Annotated in this window: 19 protein-coding genes; 12 read left to right on the top strand and 7 right to left on the bottom strand. The window is 67.3% G+C overall.

The genetic code is table 11. The features are described from left to right. Positions 1 to 3: 3 nt before the first annotated feature. A complete protein-coding gene (locus tag AC1M14_RS16800) occupies positions 4 to 957 on the bottom strand; it encodes a M14 family metallopeptidase (protein WP_479730079.1) in 954 nt (317 codons plus the stop codon). Positions 958 to 1,228: 271 nt separating this feature from the next. Here AC1M14_RS16800 and AC1M14_RS16795 point away from each other — a divergent pair, with 271 nt between their 5' ends. Together AC1M14_RS16795 and AC1M14_RS16790 are read left to right on the top strand one after the other, a co-directional pair. After that, positions 1,229 to 1,444 (top strand): hypothetical protein, encoded by a 216-nt coding sequence (locus AC1M14_RS16795; RefSeq protein WP_479730078.1) that lies wholly within the window; start codon positions 1,229 to 1,231, stop codon positions 1,442 to 1,444. Between the two features lie 124 nt (positions 1,445 to 1,568). Continuing rightward, positions 1,569 to 2,159 (top strand): BPSL1445 family SYLF domain-containing lipoprotein, encoded by a 591-nt coding sequence (locus tag AC1M14_RS16790; protein ID WP_102771619.1) that lies wholly within the window; start codon positions 1,569 to 1,571, stop codon positions 2,157 to 2,159. A gap of 64 nt (positions 2,160 to 2,223) precedes the next feature. On the opposite strand, the gene AC1M14_RS16785 is transcribed toward AC1M14_RS16790, so the two are convergent. Both AC1M14_RS16785 and AC1M14_RS16780 read right to left on the bottom strand, forming a co-directional pair. Beyond that, positions 2,224 to 2,457 carry a hypothetical protein gene (locus AC1M14_RS16785; protein ID WP_102771618.1) on the bottom strand — a complete coding sequence of 78 codons (234 nt, stop codon included), beginning with the start codon at positions 2,455 to 2,457 and terminating at the stop codon, positions 2,224 to 2,226. A gap of 120 nt (positions 2,458 to 2,577) precedes the next feature. Further along, on the bottom strand, positions 2,578 to 3,048 hold the full coding sequence (locus AC1M14_RS16780) for an Lrp/AsnC family transcriptional regulator (RefSeq protein ID WP_102771617.1): 471 nt from the start codon (positions 3,046 to 3,048) through the stop codon (positions 2,578 to 2,580). A 195-nt stretch (positions 3,049 to 3,243) separates the two neighbouring features. Here AC1M14_RS16780 and AC1M14_RS16775 point away from each other — a divergent pair, with 195 nt between their 5' ends. The 5 genes from AC1M14_RS16775 to AC1M14_RS16755 all read left to right on the top strand — a co-directional run bounded on the left by AC1M14_RS16775 (position 3,244) and on the right by AC1M14_RS16755 (position 6,555). Next, positions 3,244 to 3,990 (top strand): sulfite exporter TauE/SafE family protein, encoded by a 747-nt coding sequence (locus AC1M14_RS16775; RefSeq protein WP_479730077.1) that lies wholly within the window; start codon positions 3,244 to 3,246, stop codon positions 3,988 to 3,990. Positions 3,991 to 4,191: 201 nt separating this feature from the next. Then, complete coding sequence (locus AC1M14_RS16770) at positions 4,192 to 4,416, top strand: hypothetical protein (RefSeq protein WP_102771615.1); 225 nt, start codon at positions 4,192 to 4,194, stop codon at positions 4,414 to 4,416. A 353-nt stretch (positions 4,417 to 4,769) separates the two neighbouring features. Next, positions 4,770 to 4,982 carry a hypothetical protein gene (locus AC1M14_RS16765; RefSeq protein WP_102771614.1) on the top strand — a complete coding sequence of 71 codons (213 nt, stop codon included), beginning with the start codon at positions 4,770 to 4,772 and terminating at the stop codon, positions 4,980 to 4,982. Between the two features lie 148 nt (positions 4,983 to 5,130). Further along, positions 5,131 to 6,237 carry an AGE family epimerase/isomerase gene (locus AC1M14_RS16760; RefSeq protein ID WP_479730076.1) on the top strand — a complete coding sequence of 369 codons (1,107 nt, stop codon included), beginning with the start codon at positions 5,131 to 5,133 and terminating at the stop codon, positions 6,235 to 6,237. A gap of 102 nt (positions 6,238 to 6,339) precedes the next feature. Further along, entirely contained in the window at positions 6,340 to 6,555 is a 216-nt protein-coding gene (locus AC1M14_RS16755) for a hypothetical protein (RefSeq protein WP_102771612.1), read from the top strand. 108 nt (positions 6,556 to 6,663) lie between these two features. On the opposite strand, the gene AC1M14_RS16750 is transcribed toward AC1M14_RS16755, so the two are convergent. Further along, positions 6,664 to 7,599, bottom strand: coding sequence for a LysR substrate-binding domain-containing protein (locus tag AC1M14_RS16750; protein ID WP_111825479.1), 936 nt, complete (start codon positions 7,597 to 7,599; stop codon positions 6,664 to 6,666). Positions 7,600 to 7,711: 112 nt separating this feature from the next. Here AC1M14_RS16750 and AC1M14_RS16745 point away from each other — a divergent pair, with 112 nt between their 5' ends. The 3 genes from AC1M14_RS16745 to AC1M14_RS16735 are packed head-to-tail and all read left to right on the top strand — an operon-like array spanning position 7,712 to position 9,906. Continuing rightward, complete coding sequence (locus tag AC1M14_RS16745; protein WP_479730075.1) at positions 7,712 to 8,704, top strand: Bug family tripartite tricarboxylate transporter substrate binding protein; 993 nt, start codon at positions 7,712 to 7,714, stop codon at positions 8,702 to 8,704. A 2-nt stretch (positions 8,705 to 8,706) separates the two neighbouring features. Beyond that, positions 8,707 to 9,576: an N-formylglutamate amidohydrolase gene (locus tag AC1M14_RS16740; RefSeq protein WP_111825477.1), complete on the top strand. Its 870-nt coding sequence runs from the start codon at positions 8,707 to 8,709 to the stop codon at positions 9,574 to 9,576. Positions 9,577 to 9,636: 60 nt separating this feature from the next. Then, on the top strand, positions 9,637 to 9,906 hold the full coding sequence (locus tag AC1M14_RS16735) for a hypothetical protein (protein WP_102771608.1): 270 nt from the start codon (positions 9,637 to 9,639) through the stop codon (positions 9,904 to 9,906). An 11-nt stretch (positions 9,907 to 9,917) separates the two neighbouring features. Here AC1M14_RS16735 and AC1M14_RS16730 read toward each other — a convergent pair whose 3' ends face one another. Continuing rightward, positions 9,918 to 10,760 carry a LysR family transcriptional regulator gene (locus AC1M14_RS16730; protein ID WP_102771868.1) on the bottom strand — a complete coding sequence of 281 codons (843 nt, stop codon included), beginning with the start codon at positions 10,758 to 10,760 and terminating at the stop codon, positions 9,918 to 9,920. A gap of 103 nt (positions 10,761 to 10,863) precedes the next feature. On the opposite strand from AC1M14_RS16730, the gene AC1M14_RS16725 reads away from it, so the two are divergent. Further along, positions 10,864 to 11,874 carry a bile acid:sodium symporter family protein gene (locus AC1M14_RS16725; RefSeq protein WP_479730074.1) on the top strand — a complete coding sequence of 337 codons (1,011 nt, stop codon included), beginning with the start codon at positions 10,864 to 10,866 and terminating at the stop codon, positions 11,872 to 11,874. Here the strand turns inward: AC1M14_RS16725 and AC1M14_RS16720 are convergent. Both AC1M14_RS16720 and AC1M14_RS16715 read right to left on the bottom strand, forming a co-directional pair. After that, the gene (locus AC1M14_RS16720) at positions 11,823 to 12,212 is read right to left on the bottom strand and encodes a Rieske (2Fe-2S) protein (RefSeq protein ID WP_102771606.1); all 390 of its coding nucleotides are present in this window, start codon (positions 12,210 to 12,212) and stop codon (positions 11,823 to 11,825) included. The two genes, AC1M14_RS16725 and AC1M14_RS16720, sit on opposite strands and share 52 nt — an antisense overlap. A gap of 52 nt (positions 12,213 to 12,264) precedes the next feature. Next, positions 12,265 to 14,058, bottom strand: a complete 1,794-nt coding sequence (locus AC1M14_RS16715; RefSeq protein WP_479730073.1) for an ABCB family ABC transporter ATP-binding protein/permease — start codon at positions 14,056 to 14,058, stop codon at positions 12,265 to 12,267. Positions 14,059 to 14,207: 149 nt separating this feature from the next. On the opposite strand from AC1M14_RS16715, the gene AC1M14_RS16710 reads away from it, so the two are divergent. Further along, positions 14,208 to 15,047 carry an aldo/keto reductase gene (locus AC1M14_RS16710; protein WP_111825473.1) on the top strand — a complete coding sequence of 280 codons (840 nt, stop codon included), beginning with the start codon at positions 14,208 to 14,210 and terminating at the stop codon, positions 15,045 to 15,047. Position 15,048 lies beyond the last annotated feature (1 nt).

Genomic DNA, 15,048 nt, shown 5'->3' with positions numbered 1-15,048 from the left:
GGGTCATGCCGCCACGGTCAGGTACACGGCTTCGCGGCCGACGATGGGCATGCGCGTGGGCATGAAGATGGTGCAGGCGTCGCATGGCGAGCGGATTTCCTCGGCGCCGTTGACGGCGATCAGCTCGCCCTTGTCGAAGGTCTCGAAGCCGATGACCGGCCGCGTGAAGCGGAAGTCCGGCGACTTGACCATGTGGACTTCGAGCAGCCGGTAGCGCCGCGGCGCCGGCGGCGGCGCCGCGTCGGCGGGCGCGTCGATCAGGCCCAGGTGGGCCAGGAAGCGCAACGAGACCTCGGTGGCCAGCGTGGCGGCGGACTGGGCGAAGTGCTGGCCGCATTCCACCACCAGCGAGCCGCCGCTGTCGGAGTCCGGTTCGCCGTGGCGGCCATAGCTCATGACGCCGGTGCCGGGGAATATGCCCGGCGGCATGACCAGATGGATTTCGGGCGCGCCGACGGCGCTGGCCAGCGCGGTGTTGCGCGGCATTTCGGTGTAGACCCAGAAGGGCTGGACCGGGGCGCGCGTGGAGTGGATGTCGAGCACGTAGTCGGCGGCGTCCAGCACGGGCCGCAGTTCGCGCGCGCGGCGCAGTTCGGGGCTGTCCTCGGCGCCGTCGAGCATGTCGGCCGACCAGATGCGGTTGAGGTTGTGCACCAGCTGGCGGTTTTCGTAGGGCTGCTCGATATCGAAGGCCTCGTAGGCTTCGACGTGGGCGAAGCTGACCGTGAGCGTGCCGATCTTGGGCCGCACGCCGCTGTCGAGCAGGTGGGTGGCGGCCACCATGCCGCAGATTTCGTTGCCGTGGGTGATGGCGTTGATCAGCGCGTGCGGGCCGGGGCGGCCCGATTCGAAACGGTGGACGTAAGGGATGCCGACATTACCGTCGCGGTAGGCGGAGAGATCGCGCGGCAGGACTTCCAGCGGCGCGGTGTCGGGTTCGAAAGCGGGATGGTTCATGGGGGCTCTTGTGGCTGCGGGTTTCGGCGTATTTTGCAGTACGCACTGCAGAAGTGAAATACAAGAAGCACTGCACAGTCGAACAGACGCGGTTTCGGCGGGTTTTCCGGCGCATGCAAGATGCGCTCGCACTAGGTCTTCTAGTGCTTCATAACCCCTTGAAAACATTGCTTTTCAAGCCGATTTATTTTTGGCATATTGCGCCCCGGTAAAGACACTTTCGGAGGATGGCATGGGCGCGTGGCCACAGCGTCATATCGATGGCTTTCAGGTGGAATGCCAGGTCGTCAGATTGGGCGACGGCGTGCTGGCGATCGAGGTGGCGGTGAGCCGGGCCGAAGGCGAGGACGCGCCGCGGCGCTGGTCGCTGCCGCGTTTCGTGACCTTCGCCGACGCCGGGCTCGCGCGGCGTCACGCCGAGCTGGTGCTGTCGGGCATCGTGTCGGTGGATGAGACCACCGGCGAGCCGCGCTACGGAATTTTGTAGCGGCGCGTGTCGCCGGACGTTGGAGTCGGGCAGGTTTTGTTGCGTTTGGCACAATCATGTGCCTTGCGCTGGCTGATTTGCCCGGTACATTGATAGAACAGGTGACAACAACAAGGAGAGTTCCATGCTTGATACTTTTCCTGTCCTGCGCCGCGCCAGCGTGGCCGTGGCGATCGGCGCGGCCGGACTGCTGTTTGCCGGTTGCACGACCACCAGCCCCAAGTCCTCGGCCTCGGCGACCGAGCAGCGCCAGTCGCTCAATAGCGCGGCCGATGCGACGCTGGGCAAGCTTTATCAGGCGTCGCCCCAGTCCAAGGATCTGGTCGCGCGCGCCAAAGGCGTGCTGATCTTTCCCGACGTGTTGAGCGGCAGCTTCATTGTCGGCGCCGAACACGGCAAGGGCGTGCTGCGGGTCGGCGGCGCGCCGGCCGGCTACTACAGCACGACGGCGGGCTCCATCGGCTTCCAGGCGGGCGCGCAGTCCAAGGCCATGGTGCTGCTGTTCATGACCGACGAGGCGCTCAACAAATTCCGTAACAGCAGCGGCTGGACCGTGGGGGCCGACGCCACCGTGGCCGTCGTCAACATCGGCGCCAACGGACGCATCGACACCAATACGGCGCAGCAGCCCATTGTCGGTTTCGTGATGAACAATGGCGGGCTGATGGCGGGCGTGTCGCTGGCCGGCACCAAGATCTCGAAGCTGAATCTTTGAACGCAGCGCCGGCAATGCAGAACGCCGCGGAGGTTTTCCGCGGCGTTCTTTTTTGGGCGTCGGTTCAGCCGTTCAACGTATCTCCAGTGCCGCGCACGGCGTTTTCGCGCTGCATTTCGGCGGCTTCTATGCCGGGGTCCAGGCCGCGCCAGCGCTTGATCCGCCCGCGGTCCTGGGCGGGTTCCCAGCCCAGCAGGCCGTAGCGCGTGATTTCGGTTTCTCCGGTGTCGAATTCGACTTCGTAGTAGCCCTGACGATCGGGTAGCGTGCCGCCGGGGAACCAGTCGGTTTCAGGCATGGTCTGCTCCTTGCTAGACGATGGGAGGGTTGCGCGCGCCGGACGGCCCGCGCGGCGTTTTTTTTGGACCATTTTGGTCTGGGGCCGGCGATCCCGCAAGCATCGCGGGCGCCGTCTGTTTCAGGACAGCGGCACGGCGGTGGTGTAGAGCACCTGTTTGAGCGCGAAGCTGGAGCGGATGCTGGCCACGCCGGGAATGCGGGTGATGTGTTCGACGATGAGCCGTTCGAGCGCGTCGACGTCGGGCACCAGCGCGCGGATCAGGTAGTCGGCGTCGCCCGACATCAGATAGCACTCCATGATTTCCGGCAGCACGGCGATTTCGCGTTCGAATACGTCCAGCGCGGCCTTGCGCTGCTTGTCCAGCGAGATCTGGATGAAGACGTTGACCTTCAGGCCCAGCTTGCGCGCGTTCAGCAGCGTGACGCGGCGGTCGATCAGGCCTTCGGCTTCGAGCCGCCGGACCCGGGCCAGGCAGGGCGAGGCCGACAGGTTGACGCGGGCCGCCAGCTCGACGTTGGTCAGGCGCGCGTCGCGCTGCAGTTCGTTCAGGATACGGATGTCAGTGGCATCCAGGTTGATTTCCAGCATAAGTGGCTCAGGTAAAGTCGATAAACGATTCGAATATGCTGAGTATGCCGCGTACTGGAGTGAATGTAGACGAATTGTCCTGGGGTTTTCCCTGGCACCGTTGCTTTATCCGCCCGTCCGGCCGAATCCCGGACGGAACGCTCTAGAATGGCGTGCGCCGGGAGGGCCCGGCTTGCATGCGGACGTACGCGGGATATGGATTCCTTATATGTGGTGGTCGCGGCCGGCGCCATGACCGCCGGTTTCGTGCAGGGGCTTTCCGGTTTCGGATTCGGCATGGTGGCCATGTCGTTCTGGGCGTGGACGGTGGACCCCAAGCTGGCCGCGGCGATGGCGGTGTTCGGCGCGCTGACCGGGCAGCTGCTGGCCGCCTTCACCGTCAGGCGCGGGTTCGCGCTGGGCCGGCTGCTGCCGTTCATCGCGGGCGGACTCGTCGGCATTCCGCTGGGCGTCGGGCTGCTGCCGCACCTGGACCCGCTGCTGTTCAAGGCGTTCATCGGCGGGCTGCTGGCGATCTGGTGTCCGATCATGCTGTTCGCCGCAAGGCTGCCGCGCATCGCCGTGGGCGGCAGGCTGGCCGACGCGGCGGTGGGCGCGGTGGGCGGCATCATGGGCGGCATCGGCGGCTTTACCGGCGTGATCCCGACGCTGTGGTGCACCTTGCGCGGCTTCGATCGCGACGTGCAGCGCGCGGTGATCCAGAACTTCAATCTGTCCATGCTGATCGTGACGATGGCGAGCTATGTGTTCACCGGCCTGGTCACGCGCGAGATGCTGCCGCTGTTCGCCGTGATCGTGCCGGCCATGCTGGTGCCCACGCTGTGGGGCACGCGGGTCTACGTGGGCATCAGCGACCTGGCGTTTCGCCGCGTCGTGCTGGGCCTGCTGACCATCTCGGGCCTGGCCTTGCTGGCCTCGTCGCTGCCCGGGCTGCTGGCCTAGTGTGCTGTCCCGTAGATACGTCCGCACGAAATTCCCCCCTTGACGCCAGGGCGTCGTTGCAAATCCTCGCGATACCTACGGGTATCGCTGCGGTTTGCGCCTAGCCCTGACGCCAAGAGGAGAAATTTCGTCATGCGGACGCATCTACGGGACAGCACACTGCGGCGTGCTATCGTTAGCGGGTTCTATAGAGGTTCACGCATGGCATTGCATCGTTTCGAGAAAGGCGAACTGGGTCATTGGTTGCGCGTCGTCGCCGATAACGGCGAACCAGGCGCCGAGCAGACCGAGGTGCCGGAACACGTCGCGAAGGCGCTGGAAACGCTGCGTTGCATCCAGGCCGGCGCCGACGGCCAATGGCGCATCACCGACAAGGGCAGGCTGGCCCTGCGCATGGAAGAGCCGGGCGCCATTCATCTCAGATAGCCCGCGCAAACTCGCACCACACACATTGCGGCCGTGATCCGGCGCGTTCCGCAGGTTTTGCGGCGCGCCCGACGCGTTTTGTTGCGTCCTGATCGTTTGGTGACCTCCGTTGCCGCACATTTTGCGAACATTTGCGCAGTATTTCGCGGATTCGCGAGTATTGGCGACAGATGCGGGAATTTACCAAGCAAAAATGCTCGATTTGGTCGCTTTTTGGCGTATCGCTGGGACCCCGGCGCCAGTAAGATGAACTTGCGTGACGTTTGCGGGTCTATTCATTAGCGCGGGACTCGCTGCTCCCGCCAACGTCACGCGTGGTTCACGCGTTTAGGTAACCGACTGGGAGGTAGCACATGCAGCATCGTGACCAGGAAGTACTGATCGACGTTTCCACGGCGGCCATGGATACCGGCGGATATGGCGTTTTGCTGACGGTAACGGCCGAGGGCGGCACCGAAGTCGATGCCGCGTTTTCCCATCTGGGTAATTGCGCTTCGCTGGATGAAGCGCGTAACCGCGCGGAGATATTCGCGCAGAATTGGGTAGAGGAAAATATCTTCCGATAGGGCTTTACGCCCTGGGCGGAGTTGATCGGTAGCACCGGTCTGTGCGTGCATGAGGCTGCGGAGATTGCTCAACGGTTTGCGGCGAAAATTTCGGTTATCGTTGCTGCTCCAAAAACTGGAGCCCCGACCGGGCAGGCGCCGTTCCAAGATGACTGCCGCACAGACCGATTCCAATCTCGCGGCGCACGTGCGCGCACTGCGCGAGCATTTCGATTCCATCATCCTGCCCATGTGGATGGGGCGGGGTTTCAATACCGCATTGGGCCTGCCGTACGAATCGCTGGATTCGGCTGGCGGCGCCGCGTTGCCGGCGACGCGTTATCGGGCCATGGCCTGCGCGCGCCAGCTTTATGTTTTCTCGGAGGCGCCGGGCGAGGCGGCCGGGCGGCACGCCGATATTCTGTTCGAGTCGCTGCGCCGCGTATTCCGCGACGAGGAGCATGGCGGCTGGCGTTATAGCGTGGACGCGCAGGCGCGCCCGCTCGACGCCACGCAGGATCTCTATACCCACGCGTTCATCGTGCTGGCTTGCGCGGCGTATTTCCGCCGCAGCCGCAACGGCGAGGCGCGCAAGCTCATGCTGGCTACGGCCGCGACCATCGAGGCGCGCTTCAAGACCGCCGATTCGCTCTATCACGCCGCGCTGAGCCCGGACCTGGGCCAGCCGCTGCGCGCGCCGGCGCAGAATCCCATGATGCATCTGACCGAGGCCTATCTGGCGGCCGCGCAGGTCGCGGAGCCGGCGCGGTTCGCCCAGCATCTGCGCAGCCTGGCGCAGGGCATCAGCCATCGCTTCGTGCACGCGCCGTCGCAGTGCATCTCGGAGGAGCGGCAGGGCACGGCCGGCAACCGGCTGGAGCCGGGGCACCAGTTCGAGTGGCTGTCGCTGGTGCATGGCTCGGCGGCGGTGTTCGAAGGCCTGGACCTGGCCGAATCGCTGCCGCGCGCGGTGCAATGGGCGCGCCGCCGCGGCGTGGACCAGGCGGGCGTGGTGGCGGCGCTGGACGAATCCGGCGCGGTCATCGACGACACGCGCCGGATCTGGGCCCAGACCGAATACCTGCGGGTGCTGGCGGTGCAGGGCGATCTGCCGGCGCTGGCCGCGGGCCTGGAGGTTTTCCGCAAGCGGTTTCTGCATGCCGGCGGCTGGTATGAATGCCTGAATGCGGACGGAGTTGTTACACGTTCGGACATGCCTTCGACGTCGCCCTATCACCTGGCGACCTGCCTGGCGGCGATGCCCGGCGTTGTTTAATTGTGGCGTTAACAATTTTTTGTGGCGATAGGGCCCGATTTAATAGAAAAGCATTGGTGAAATCCCTTACAATTTGGAAACACTGTTTGTGGGGAAGCATCAATGAGCGTTATGTGCTTGGCTTGCCAACGCATTAACCCGGGCCTTGCTGGCGTTGCGCCGCATGCTCAACTCGGACACCAGGGATTTACCAACCCGACGCAGAAAGGCCGCGAGGAAAGCCGCGAGGATCACTTCCGTTGCCTGAACTGCGGCGCCAAATGGCTGCGTGAAACCGATAAGTGGGGCGTGGACCTGGGATTCAAGCTCGCGCCTTGAGCGTTGCGCCGCGCGGTTGAGCCGGGCTCCGTAAGGAGCCCGTTTTGTTTTCTTTTGAAGCATTTTCCGGCCCTGCCGCGAAATGAAGTGTTTCGCGTGCCTGGGCCTTCAGGCGGCGTTGCCGGCGGCCAGCACGTCGGGGTCGCGGCCGGCGGTCTCCAGCAGCCATTGCCGGAAACAGGCCAGCGCGTAGTGGTCGCGGCGCTGGGCCGGCGCGCACAGATGGTAGCCGCGGGCGATGCGTATCGGCAGTTCGGGGAAGGGCGCCGCCACCGTTCCGGCAAGCAGGTCGTCGCGCACCAGGCAGCGCTGCAGCACGGCGATGCCCATGTCGGCCATCACCGCCCGCACCAGGATGGACACCTGGTCGAAACCATTGGACAGCTTGACCGAGCCGCGCGGCACGCCGGCGGCGGCGAACCATTGCGCCCAGTTTTCGACGCCGTTGGTGTGATACAGCAGGGCTTCGCCGAGCAGGCCGGCGGGCGTGCTCCACAGCCCTTGCGCGCGGCGCGCGGCCAGCCGGGCGGGGTGGCAGATCACGACCATTTCGCGGCCGATGACGTAGTCGGCCTGCCAGCCGGGCCATTGCTCGGGCGTGCCGGAAAGAATGCTGGCGTCGGGCGTGGCGCCCGAAAAATCCTCGTTGCGCCGGTAGGCCGCGAAGCCGAGCTGGATTTCGGGGTGGCGCTGGTGGAAATCGGGCAGGCGCGGCACCAGCCAGGCGCTGGCCAGCGTGGGCACGGACGACAGGGTCAGGCGCAGGCGGCGGTCGTCGGCGCGCAGTTCGGCGCTGAGCGCCTCGATCGCCTGCAGGGGCGCATGCGCGCCGTCATAGAGCCGGCGGCCGGTTTCGGTGAGGGTCAGACCGTGGGCGTTGCGGTGCATCAGGGGCTGGCCGAAATGCGCCTCCAGGCGGGCGATGGCGCGGCTGACCGCGCCCTGAGTGACGCACAAGGTTTCGGCCGCCTGCGTGAAGCTGCCCAGGCGCGCGGCCGTCATGAACGCATGCAGTTCGGACATGGAGGGCGACTGCAAGCGCATCTAGCATGACCATTGGTAATGAAAGAGTGCAATATAGTCGTTTGAAAGGGGACCGTAAAGTTCGGACACTGGCGGCCTTGTCGATAGACCTTCCATTTTCGGAGCCATCCCCATGTCCCGCCGTTCTTTCGGCCGGTCCGCGCGCTTCGCGCTCGCCGGCTTGTTCGCCTCCCTGTCCTTCGCCGGCGCTGCGGCCCAGGCCGCCGACTATCCCTCCCGTCCGATCAAGCTGGTGGTGCCGTTCGCCGCCGGCGGCTCGACCGACATCGTGGCCCGCCTGATCGCCGAGTACGCCGGCCGCGACCTGAAGCAGACCATCGTGGTCGAGAACAAGGCCGGCGCCGGCGGTTCGCTGGGCATGGAGCAGGTGGCGCGCGCCACGCCGGACGGCTACACCCTCGGCATGGCCACGATGAGCACGCACGGCTCGAATCCGGCCGTGTTCCGCAAGATGAACTACGACCCGGTCAAGGACTTCGTGCCGGTGGCCAACGTGGTGGCCGTGCCCAGCATTTTCGCGATCAACCCCAATATCCCGGCCAAGAACATGGCCGAGTTCGTGAAGCTGGCCAAGGCCGAGCCGGAGCGCTACAGCTTCGCCTCGCCGGGCGTGGGTTCGCTGGGCCACGTGAACATCGAGAACTTCATGATGCTGTCGGGCATCAAGCTGCTGCACGTGCCGTACCGCGGCGCGGGCCCGGCCCTGAACGACGTGATGGGCGGCCAGGTCGACGCGATCACCGACAACCTGTCCTCGACCCTGCCGCAGGTGCAGGGCGGCAAGCTGCGCGCGCTGGCCGTGCTGGGCATGGAGCGCTCGCCGCTGCTGCCGGACGTGCCTACCTATATCGAGCTGGGCTACCCCGACATGGGCACGGGCGGCTGGTTCGGCCTGGTGGCGCCGGCCGGCACGCCGCAAGCCGTGGTGGACCGCCTGAACCAGGCCGTGCGCACGGCCCAGCAGGATCCGGAGTTCCGCAAGAAGGCCGAGGAAGTCGGTGGTACGCTGATGCCCACCACGCCGCAGGAATTCCAGGCGCAGATCGAACAGGCCCTGGCCCGCTACGCCAAAGTGGCCAAGACCGCCAACATCCAGGCTGACTGACCATGACACACGCCGACTTCGACGCAGTTTCCGTGCACGAGCCCACGGCGCCGGCCCTGCCGCTGGTTTGCGATTCGCCGCATAGCGGCGAGCGCTATCCGGCGGATTTCGGGGCGGCGGCCAGCCTGGCCCAGCTGCGCCAGGGCGAGGACACGCACGTCGACGCGTTGTGGTCGGCGGCGCCCGCCCTGGGCGCGACGCTGATCGCCGCGAACTTCCCGCGCGTCTATATCGACCCCAACCGCACGCTGCGCGACCTGGACCCGGAGCTGCTGGCCGAGCCCTGGCCCGAGCCGCTGGAGCCGGGCGAAAAGACTCGCCTGGGCAAGGGCCTGATCTGGCGCCGGATGGACAAGGCCACGCCGATCTACGACCGCCGGCTGACGCTGGCCGAAGTGCGCCACCGCATCCAGGCGTACTACCAGCCTTACCATGCGGCCCTGTCCGACGCCATCCAGCGCACCGTCCAGCGCTTCGGCGCGGTGTGGCACCTCAATCTGCATTCCATGCCCAACGACGCCTACGAGCGCCTGGGCCGCAAGAGCGAACATCCGCTGGCCGACTTCGTGCTGGGCGACCGCGACGGCACGACCTGCGAGCCGGAATTCATCGCCCTGATCGAAACGGCGCTGCGCGACAAGGGCTACACGGTGGCGCGCAACGACCCCTACAAGGGCGTGCAGCTGATCGCGCAGATCGGCCAGCCGGAACTGAACCGCCACAGCCTGCAGGTGGAGATCCGCCGCCCGCTGTACATGGACGAAGCCACGCGCGAACGCAATGCGGGCTTCGCCAGACTGCAGGCCGACCTGTCGGACGTGCTGGCCCAGGTGGCGGCCTACGTGCGCACGCGCCAGGCCGCGGCGGCTTAAGTTTGGCGGCGGCGGGCCGTAGCCTGAACAGGGGCCGCGCCGCGGCCATACGGAGCCGCCATGGCTGAGAAGATCATCAACGGTTACTCGGTGGTCGCGTATGCGACCCAGCCCGAGGGCCGCACGCCGCCGCGCGCCTTTCTGGAAACGCGGCGGCTGGACCGCGCGCAGGACGGCGACGAGGACGCCGAGCCGGAGAACCTGGCGTTCGAAATCTACGCCAGCCGGCGTTTCCGCAGCACGGTGGAAGCCATGTCGGCCGCGCGCAACGCGCTGGACCGGGTGGCGCACGTGGACGCCGACGGCGTGCCCGACCACCTGCCCGGATAATCTGCGGCGCCTCAGGTCAGCGTGCTGCGCATCAGGATGTCGGTCAGGGCGCGCGTGGGCCGGTTGGGCGCGGGCGCCGAAATCACGATGAATTCCACTTGGGGCAGCGCAGGCAATTGCGCCGCCGCCGCGGGCGCGGCCAGTCCGGCGGTGGCCAGGTGCGAGGGCTGCACGGTAATGCCCAGGCCCGCCCGCGCGGCCGCCTGGCAGCCGGCGTAGCTGGTGCTGGTGCACACGATCTGCCAACTGCGCCCGGCGCGCGCCAGCGCGTCCAGCGCCAGCCCGCGCGTGACGCTGGGCTCGCGCAGCAGGATCAGCGGCAGCGGCTGGTCGGCCGCGAAGCGCAGGCCCTCGCGCGCCTGCCACAGCAGCGCTTCCTTGTGCAGGGTCTGGCCGCGGCGGTCGCCGCGGCGGCGCTTGCCTATCATGACGTCCAGCCCGTTGTCGTCCAGCAGCTTGTAGAGCTCGCTGGTGACGCCTATGGTCAGGTCCAGTTCGACCTCGGGGTGGGCCAGGCGGAAGGCGGCCAGCACGTCGGGCAGCGGGCCCATGGCCAGGTCGTCCGAGGTGCCCAGGCGCACGCGGCCGCGCAGGCGCGGCGCGTCGAACAGGCGTTCGGCGCGCTCGTGCGCGTCGAGGATGATCTCGGCATGCACCAGCAGGCTGCGGCCGTCGCTGGTGAGCGCGAGCGAGTGCGTGTCGCGCAGGAACAGGCGGCGCTTGAGCGCCAGCTCCAGCTGGCGGATGTGCTCGCTCACGGTGGGCTGGGCCAGGCCCAGCCGGCGCGCCGCTTCGGAGAAGCTGGGGGCGGCGGCCGCGGCGACGAAGGTGTTGAGCCACAGGGGGTTGAGCATGGCGGTCATAGGAATTACCGATAGCAGCTACAGTACCTAGTGGGCTTCACGATGACAAGAGGCGCGCCTATAGTGGGCTCCGATCATCACGGAATTCCCTGCCATGCGCCGCTTTCTTCCCGATTCGTTCACGCTCATCCTGATCGCCACCGTGGTCCTGGCCAGCGTATTCCCGGCCACGGGCCGGGGCGCGTCCTTCATGCTGGTGGCCAGCAACGTGGCGATCGCGCTGCTGTTCTTCCTGCATGGCGCGCGCCTGTCGACGCAGGCCATCGTGGCGGGCGTGAAGGACCTGCGGCTGCACGCGCTGATCCTGGCCTGCACCTTCCTGCTGTTTCCGGCGCTGGGGCTGGCCCTGCGCGCGCTGTTTCCCGGCCTGCTGACGCCGTCGCTCTGGCTGGGCGTGCTGTTCGTGTGCACGCTGTCCTCGACCGTGCAGTCTTCGATCGCGCTGACTTCGATGGCGCGCGGCAATATCCCGGGCGCGATCTGCGCGGCCACGGCGTCGAACCTGCTGGGCACCGTGCTGACGCCGCTGCTGGTGGCGCTGCTGCTGCACCGCCAGGGCGGGGGCCACGGCCTGGCCGACGCCGGCCGCATCCTGCTGCAGCTGCTGGTGCCGTTCGCGGCCGGCAGCCTGCTGCGGCCCTGGATAGGCGCGTGGGCGCAGCGCAACAACAGCAAGCTGGCCAAGGTGGACCGCAGTTCGATCCTGCTGGCGGTCTACACCGCGTTCAGCGAGGCCGTGGCGCAGGGCATCTGGCATACGTTTCCGGCCATCGACATGGCGGCGATGGTGCTGGTCAACGCCGTGCTGCTCGGTTCGGTGCTGCTGATCACGACCTGGGGCGCGCGCAGGCTGGGCCTGTCCAAGGAGAACGAGATCACCCTGGTGTTCTGCGGTTCCAAGAAATCGCTGGCCTCGGGCATTCCGCTGGCCACGGTACTGTTCGGCACGGCGCAGATGGGCGTGTTGGTGCTGCCGCTGATGATCTTCCACCAGATGCAGCTGATGGTCTGCGCGGTGCTGGCGCGCCGCTATGCCGAACGGCCGCAAGCGCCTCAGGCGGAGGCGTCGTCCAGCGGCCGGATCTTGCCGGCGGGACGCCAGTAGACGGCGCCGTCGCGTTCCTCGACCGACAGCGCGGTCAGGCGGCCGTTTTTACAGGGGCCGCCCACGCACAGGCCGGTGTCGGGCTGGTAGGTCGCGCCGTGGCGCGCGCACATCAGCAGGTCGCCGGCGCGGGTGAAGAAGCTGCCTTCCCAGTCCAGCTCCACGCCCACGTGGGCGCAGCGGTTCAGGTAGCCATGCACGCGGTCCTGGTAGCGCACGAAGAACGCGGTGGTGCGTCCGGCGCCGTCGGAGACGGGGACTTTCACGCCCAGGCCGCCGTTGACGAGGTCGGCGGCGGCGCAGACGCGGATGGCGGGGGCGGCGGTGGAGTCCTGCATGGCGGGCCCTGGCGATCAAAGGGTGCGATAGTCGGGCAAGCGGCCGGGCTTGTCAATCGGCGCGGCCTTCCTGCTGGCGGGCCCACATGCCGGCGTAGACGCCGCCCTGCGCCAGCAGCGCCGGATGGCGGCCGCGCTCGACGATGCGGCCGTCGGCCAGCACGATGATCTCGTCGGCGTCGGCCACGGTGGACAGGCGGTGGGCGATGATCAGGGTGCTGCGGCCCTGGCTGACTTCGCGCAGGTTTGCCTGGATCTCGCGTTCCGTGTGGGTGTCGAGCGCGCTGGTGGCCTCGTCGAACAGGAAGATGGCGGGGTTCTTCAGCAGGGTGCGGGCGATGGCCACGCGCTGCTTTTCGCCGCCCGACAGCTTCAGGCCGCGTTCGCCGACCAGGGTGCCGTAGCCGTCGGGCATGGCCATGATCAGGTCGTGGATGTGCGCCAGGCGCGCGGCCGCCTCGATCTCGGCGTCGCTGGCGCCCGGGCGGCCGTAGCCGATGTTGTAGCGGATGGTGTCGTTGAACAGCACGGTGTCCTGCGGCACCACGCCGATGGCCGCGCGCAGGCTGGCCTGGGTCACCTCGCGCACGTCCTGGCCGTCGACCAGGATCGCGCCGCCGTCGGCGTCGTAGAAGCGGAACAGCAGGCGCGCGATGGTGGATTTGCCCGCGCCCGAGGTGCCGACGACGGCCACCGTCTTGCCGGCGGGAATGGTGAAGCTCACGCCCTTGAGGATGGGCCTGCGCGCGTCGTAGCCGAAGCGCACGTCGCGCAGTTCGACTTCGCCGCCGGTCACGCGCAGCGGCCGGGCGCCGGGACGGTCGGCGATTTCGCGGTCCTGCCCCAGCAGCTCGAACATGCGTTCCATGTCCACGATCGCCTGCTTGATCTCGCGGTAGATGAAGCCGAAGAAGCTGAGCGGCGAATACAGCTGCAGCAGGTAGGTGTTGACCAGCACGAAATCGCCCAGCGTGTAGCGGCCGTCGGCGATGCCGCTGGCGGCCATCCACATCACCAGTGTCAGGCCGGCCGAGATGATGGCGGCCTGGCCGATGTTGAGGATGGACAGGCTGACCTGGCTGCGCACGGCGGCGCGTTCGTAGCGCGTGAGCGAGGCGTCGTAGCGGCGGGCTTCGTGCTCCTCGTTGCCGAAGTACTTGACCGTTTCGTAGTTCAGCAGGCTTTCGATGGCCTTGGTGTTGGCCTCCGAATCGGTTTCGTTCATCTGGCGGCGGAACTTGGTGCGCCACTCGGTCACGGCCAGCGTGTAGCCGATATACAGCAGGACGGTGGTGCCGGTGGCCAGCGCCAGCCAGGCGTCGAACATCTTCCACAGCACGATACAGACCAGCCCGATTTCGAAGAAGGTCGGCAGGATGTTGAAGAGCAGGAACGACAGCAGCGTCTGGATGCCTTTGGTGCCGCGCTCGATGGCGCGGTTCAGGCCGCCGGTCTGGCGCGCCAGGTGAAAGCGCAGCGCCAATGCGTGCAGATGCCGGAAGATCCGCAGCCCCACCGCGTGGATGGCGTGCTGGCCGACGCGCGCGAATATGGCGTCGCGCAGTTCGGAGAACAGCAGCGACAGCACGCGCGCCGAGCCGTAGGCCAGGATCAGCCCCACCGGCACTGCCACCGTGCCCGGCGCGCCCTGGCCCAGCTGGTCGACCGCCTGCTTGTACAGCAGCGGCACGTAGACGGTGGCCGCCTTGGCGGCGAACAGGCACAGCAGGGCCGCCACCACGCGGGCCTTCAGGCCCGGCTGGCCGGGCGGCCACAGGTAGGGAAACAGCGTGCGCAATGTGTGCAGATTGCCGCGGCGCGCGGGCCGCGTGTCGGGAGCGGGCATGGAGGGAGCAGGGTGGTGAGCAGGGCCGGCCGCGCTTGCGGCGCGCCGGGACACCGGCATTATCGGGCACCCGCGGCCATCCCGCCCGGCAGGGGCTTGCCGGCCCTGGGGGTATCATCGAGAGTCGATTGCTAGTTACGGAGGGTTTTATGGCGAACGTACCCGTAGTGGAATTGAACGGCGGCGGCAGGATTCCGCAGCTGGGCCTGGGCGTCTGGCAGGTGCCGGACGGGCAGGCCGCCGACAGCGTCAAGACGGCGCTGGCGGCGGGCTACCGCCTGGTGGACACCGCGGCGATCTACGGCAATGAGGCCGGCGTGGGCGCGGGCCTGCGCGCCGCGGGCGTGGCCCGCAAGGATCTGTTCATCACCACCAAACTCTGGAACGACCGGCATGGATACGACGACGCCCGCAAGGCCATGGACGAAAGCCTGCAGAAGCTGGGCCTGGCCTATGTGGACCTGTACCTGATCCATTGGCCGGTGGCCGGCAGCGACAAATACCTGGAAGCCTGGCGCGCCATGATCGAGATGCAGCGCGACGGACTGGCGCGCGCGATCGGCGTTTCCAATTTCACCCAGGCCAACCTGCAGCGGCTGATGGATGACTCCGGCGTCGCGCCCGCGGTGAATCAGATCGAACTGCATCCCGGCTTCGCCCAGCGCGCGCTGCGCGAGTTCCATGCCCGGCACGGCATCGCGACGCAGTCGTGGAGTCCGCTGTCCCAGGGCGGCGTGGCCAAGGAAAAGGCCATCGTGGACCTGGCGCGCAAATACGGCAAATCCCCCGCGCAGGTGACGCTGCGCTGGCATTTGCAGCACGGCCTGCTGGTGATCCCGAAGTCGGTCACGCCGGCGCGCATCCGGGAGAACATCGACGTGTTCGATTTCGAGCTGTCGGCGGCCGACATGGCCGCCATCGACGCGATCCCCGACGGCGAGCGCCTGGGGCCGGACCCGGAAACGTTCGCGTGGATGGGCGGGTCGTAGG

It is taken from the genome of Achromobacter sp. SX5 (genome assembly GCF_056711425.1).
This window is presented reverse-complemented; position numbering and strand designations above follow the sequence as displayed.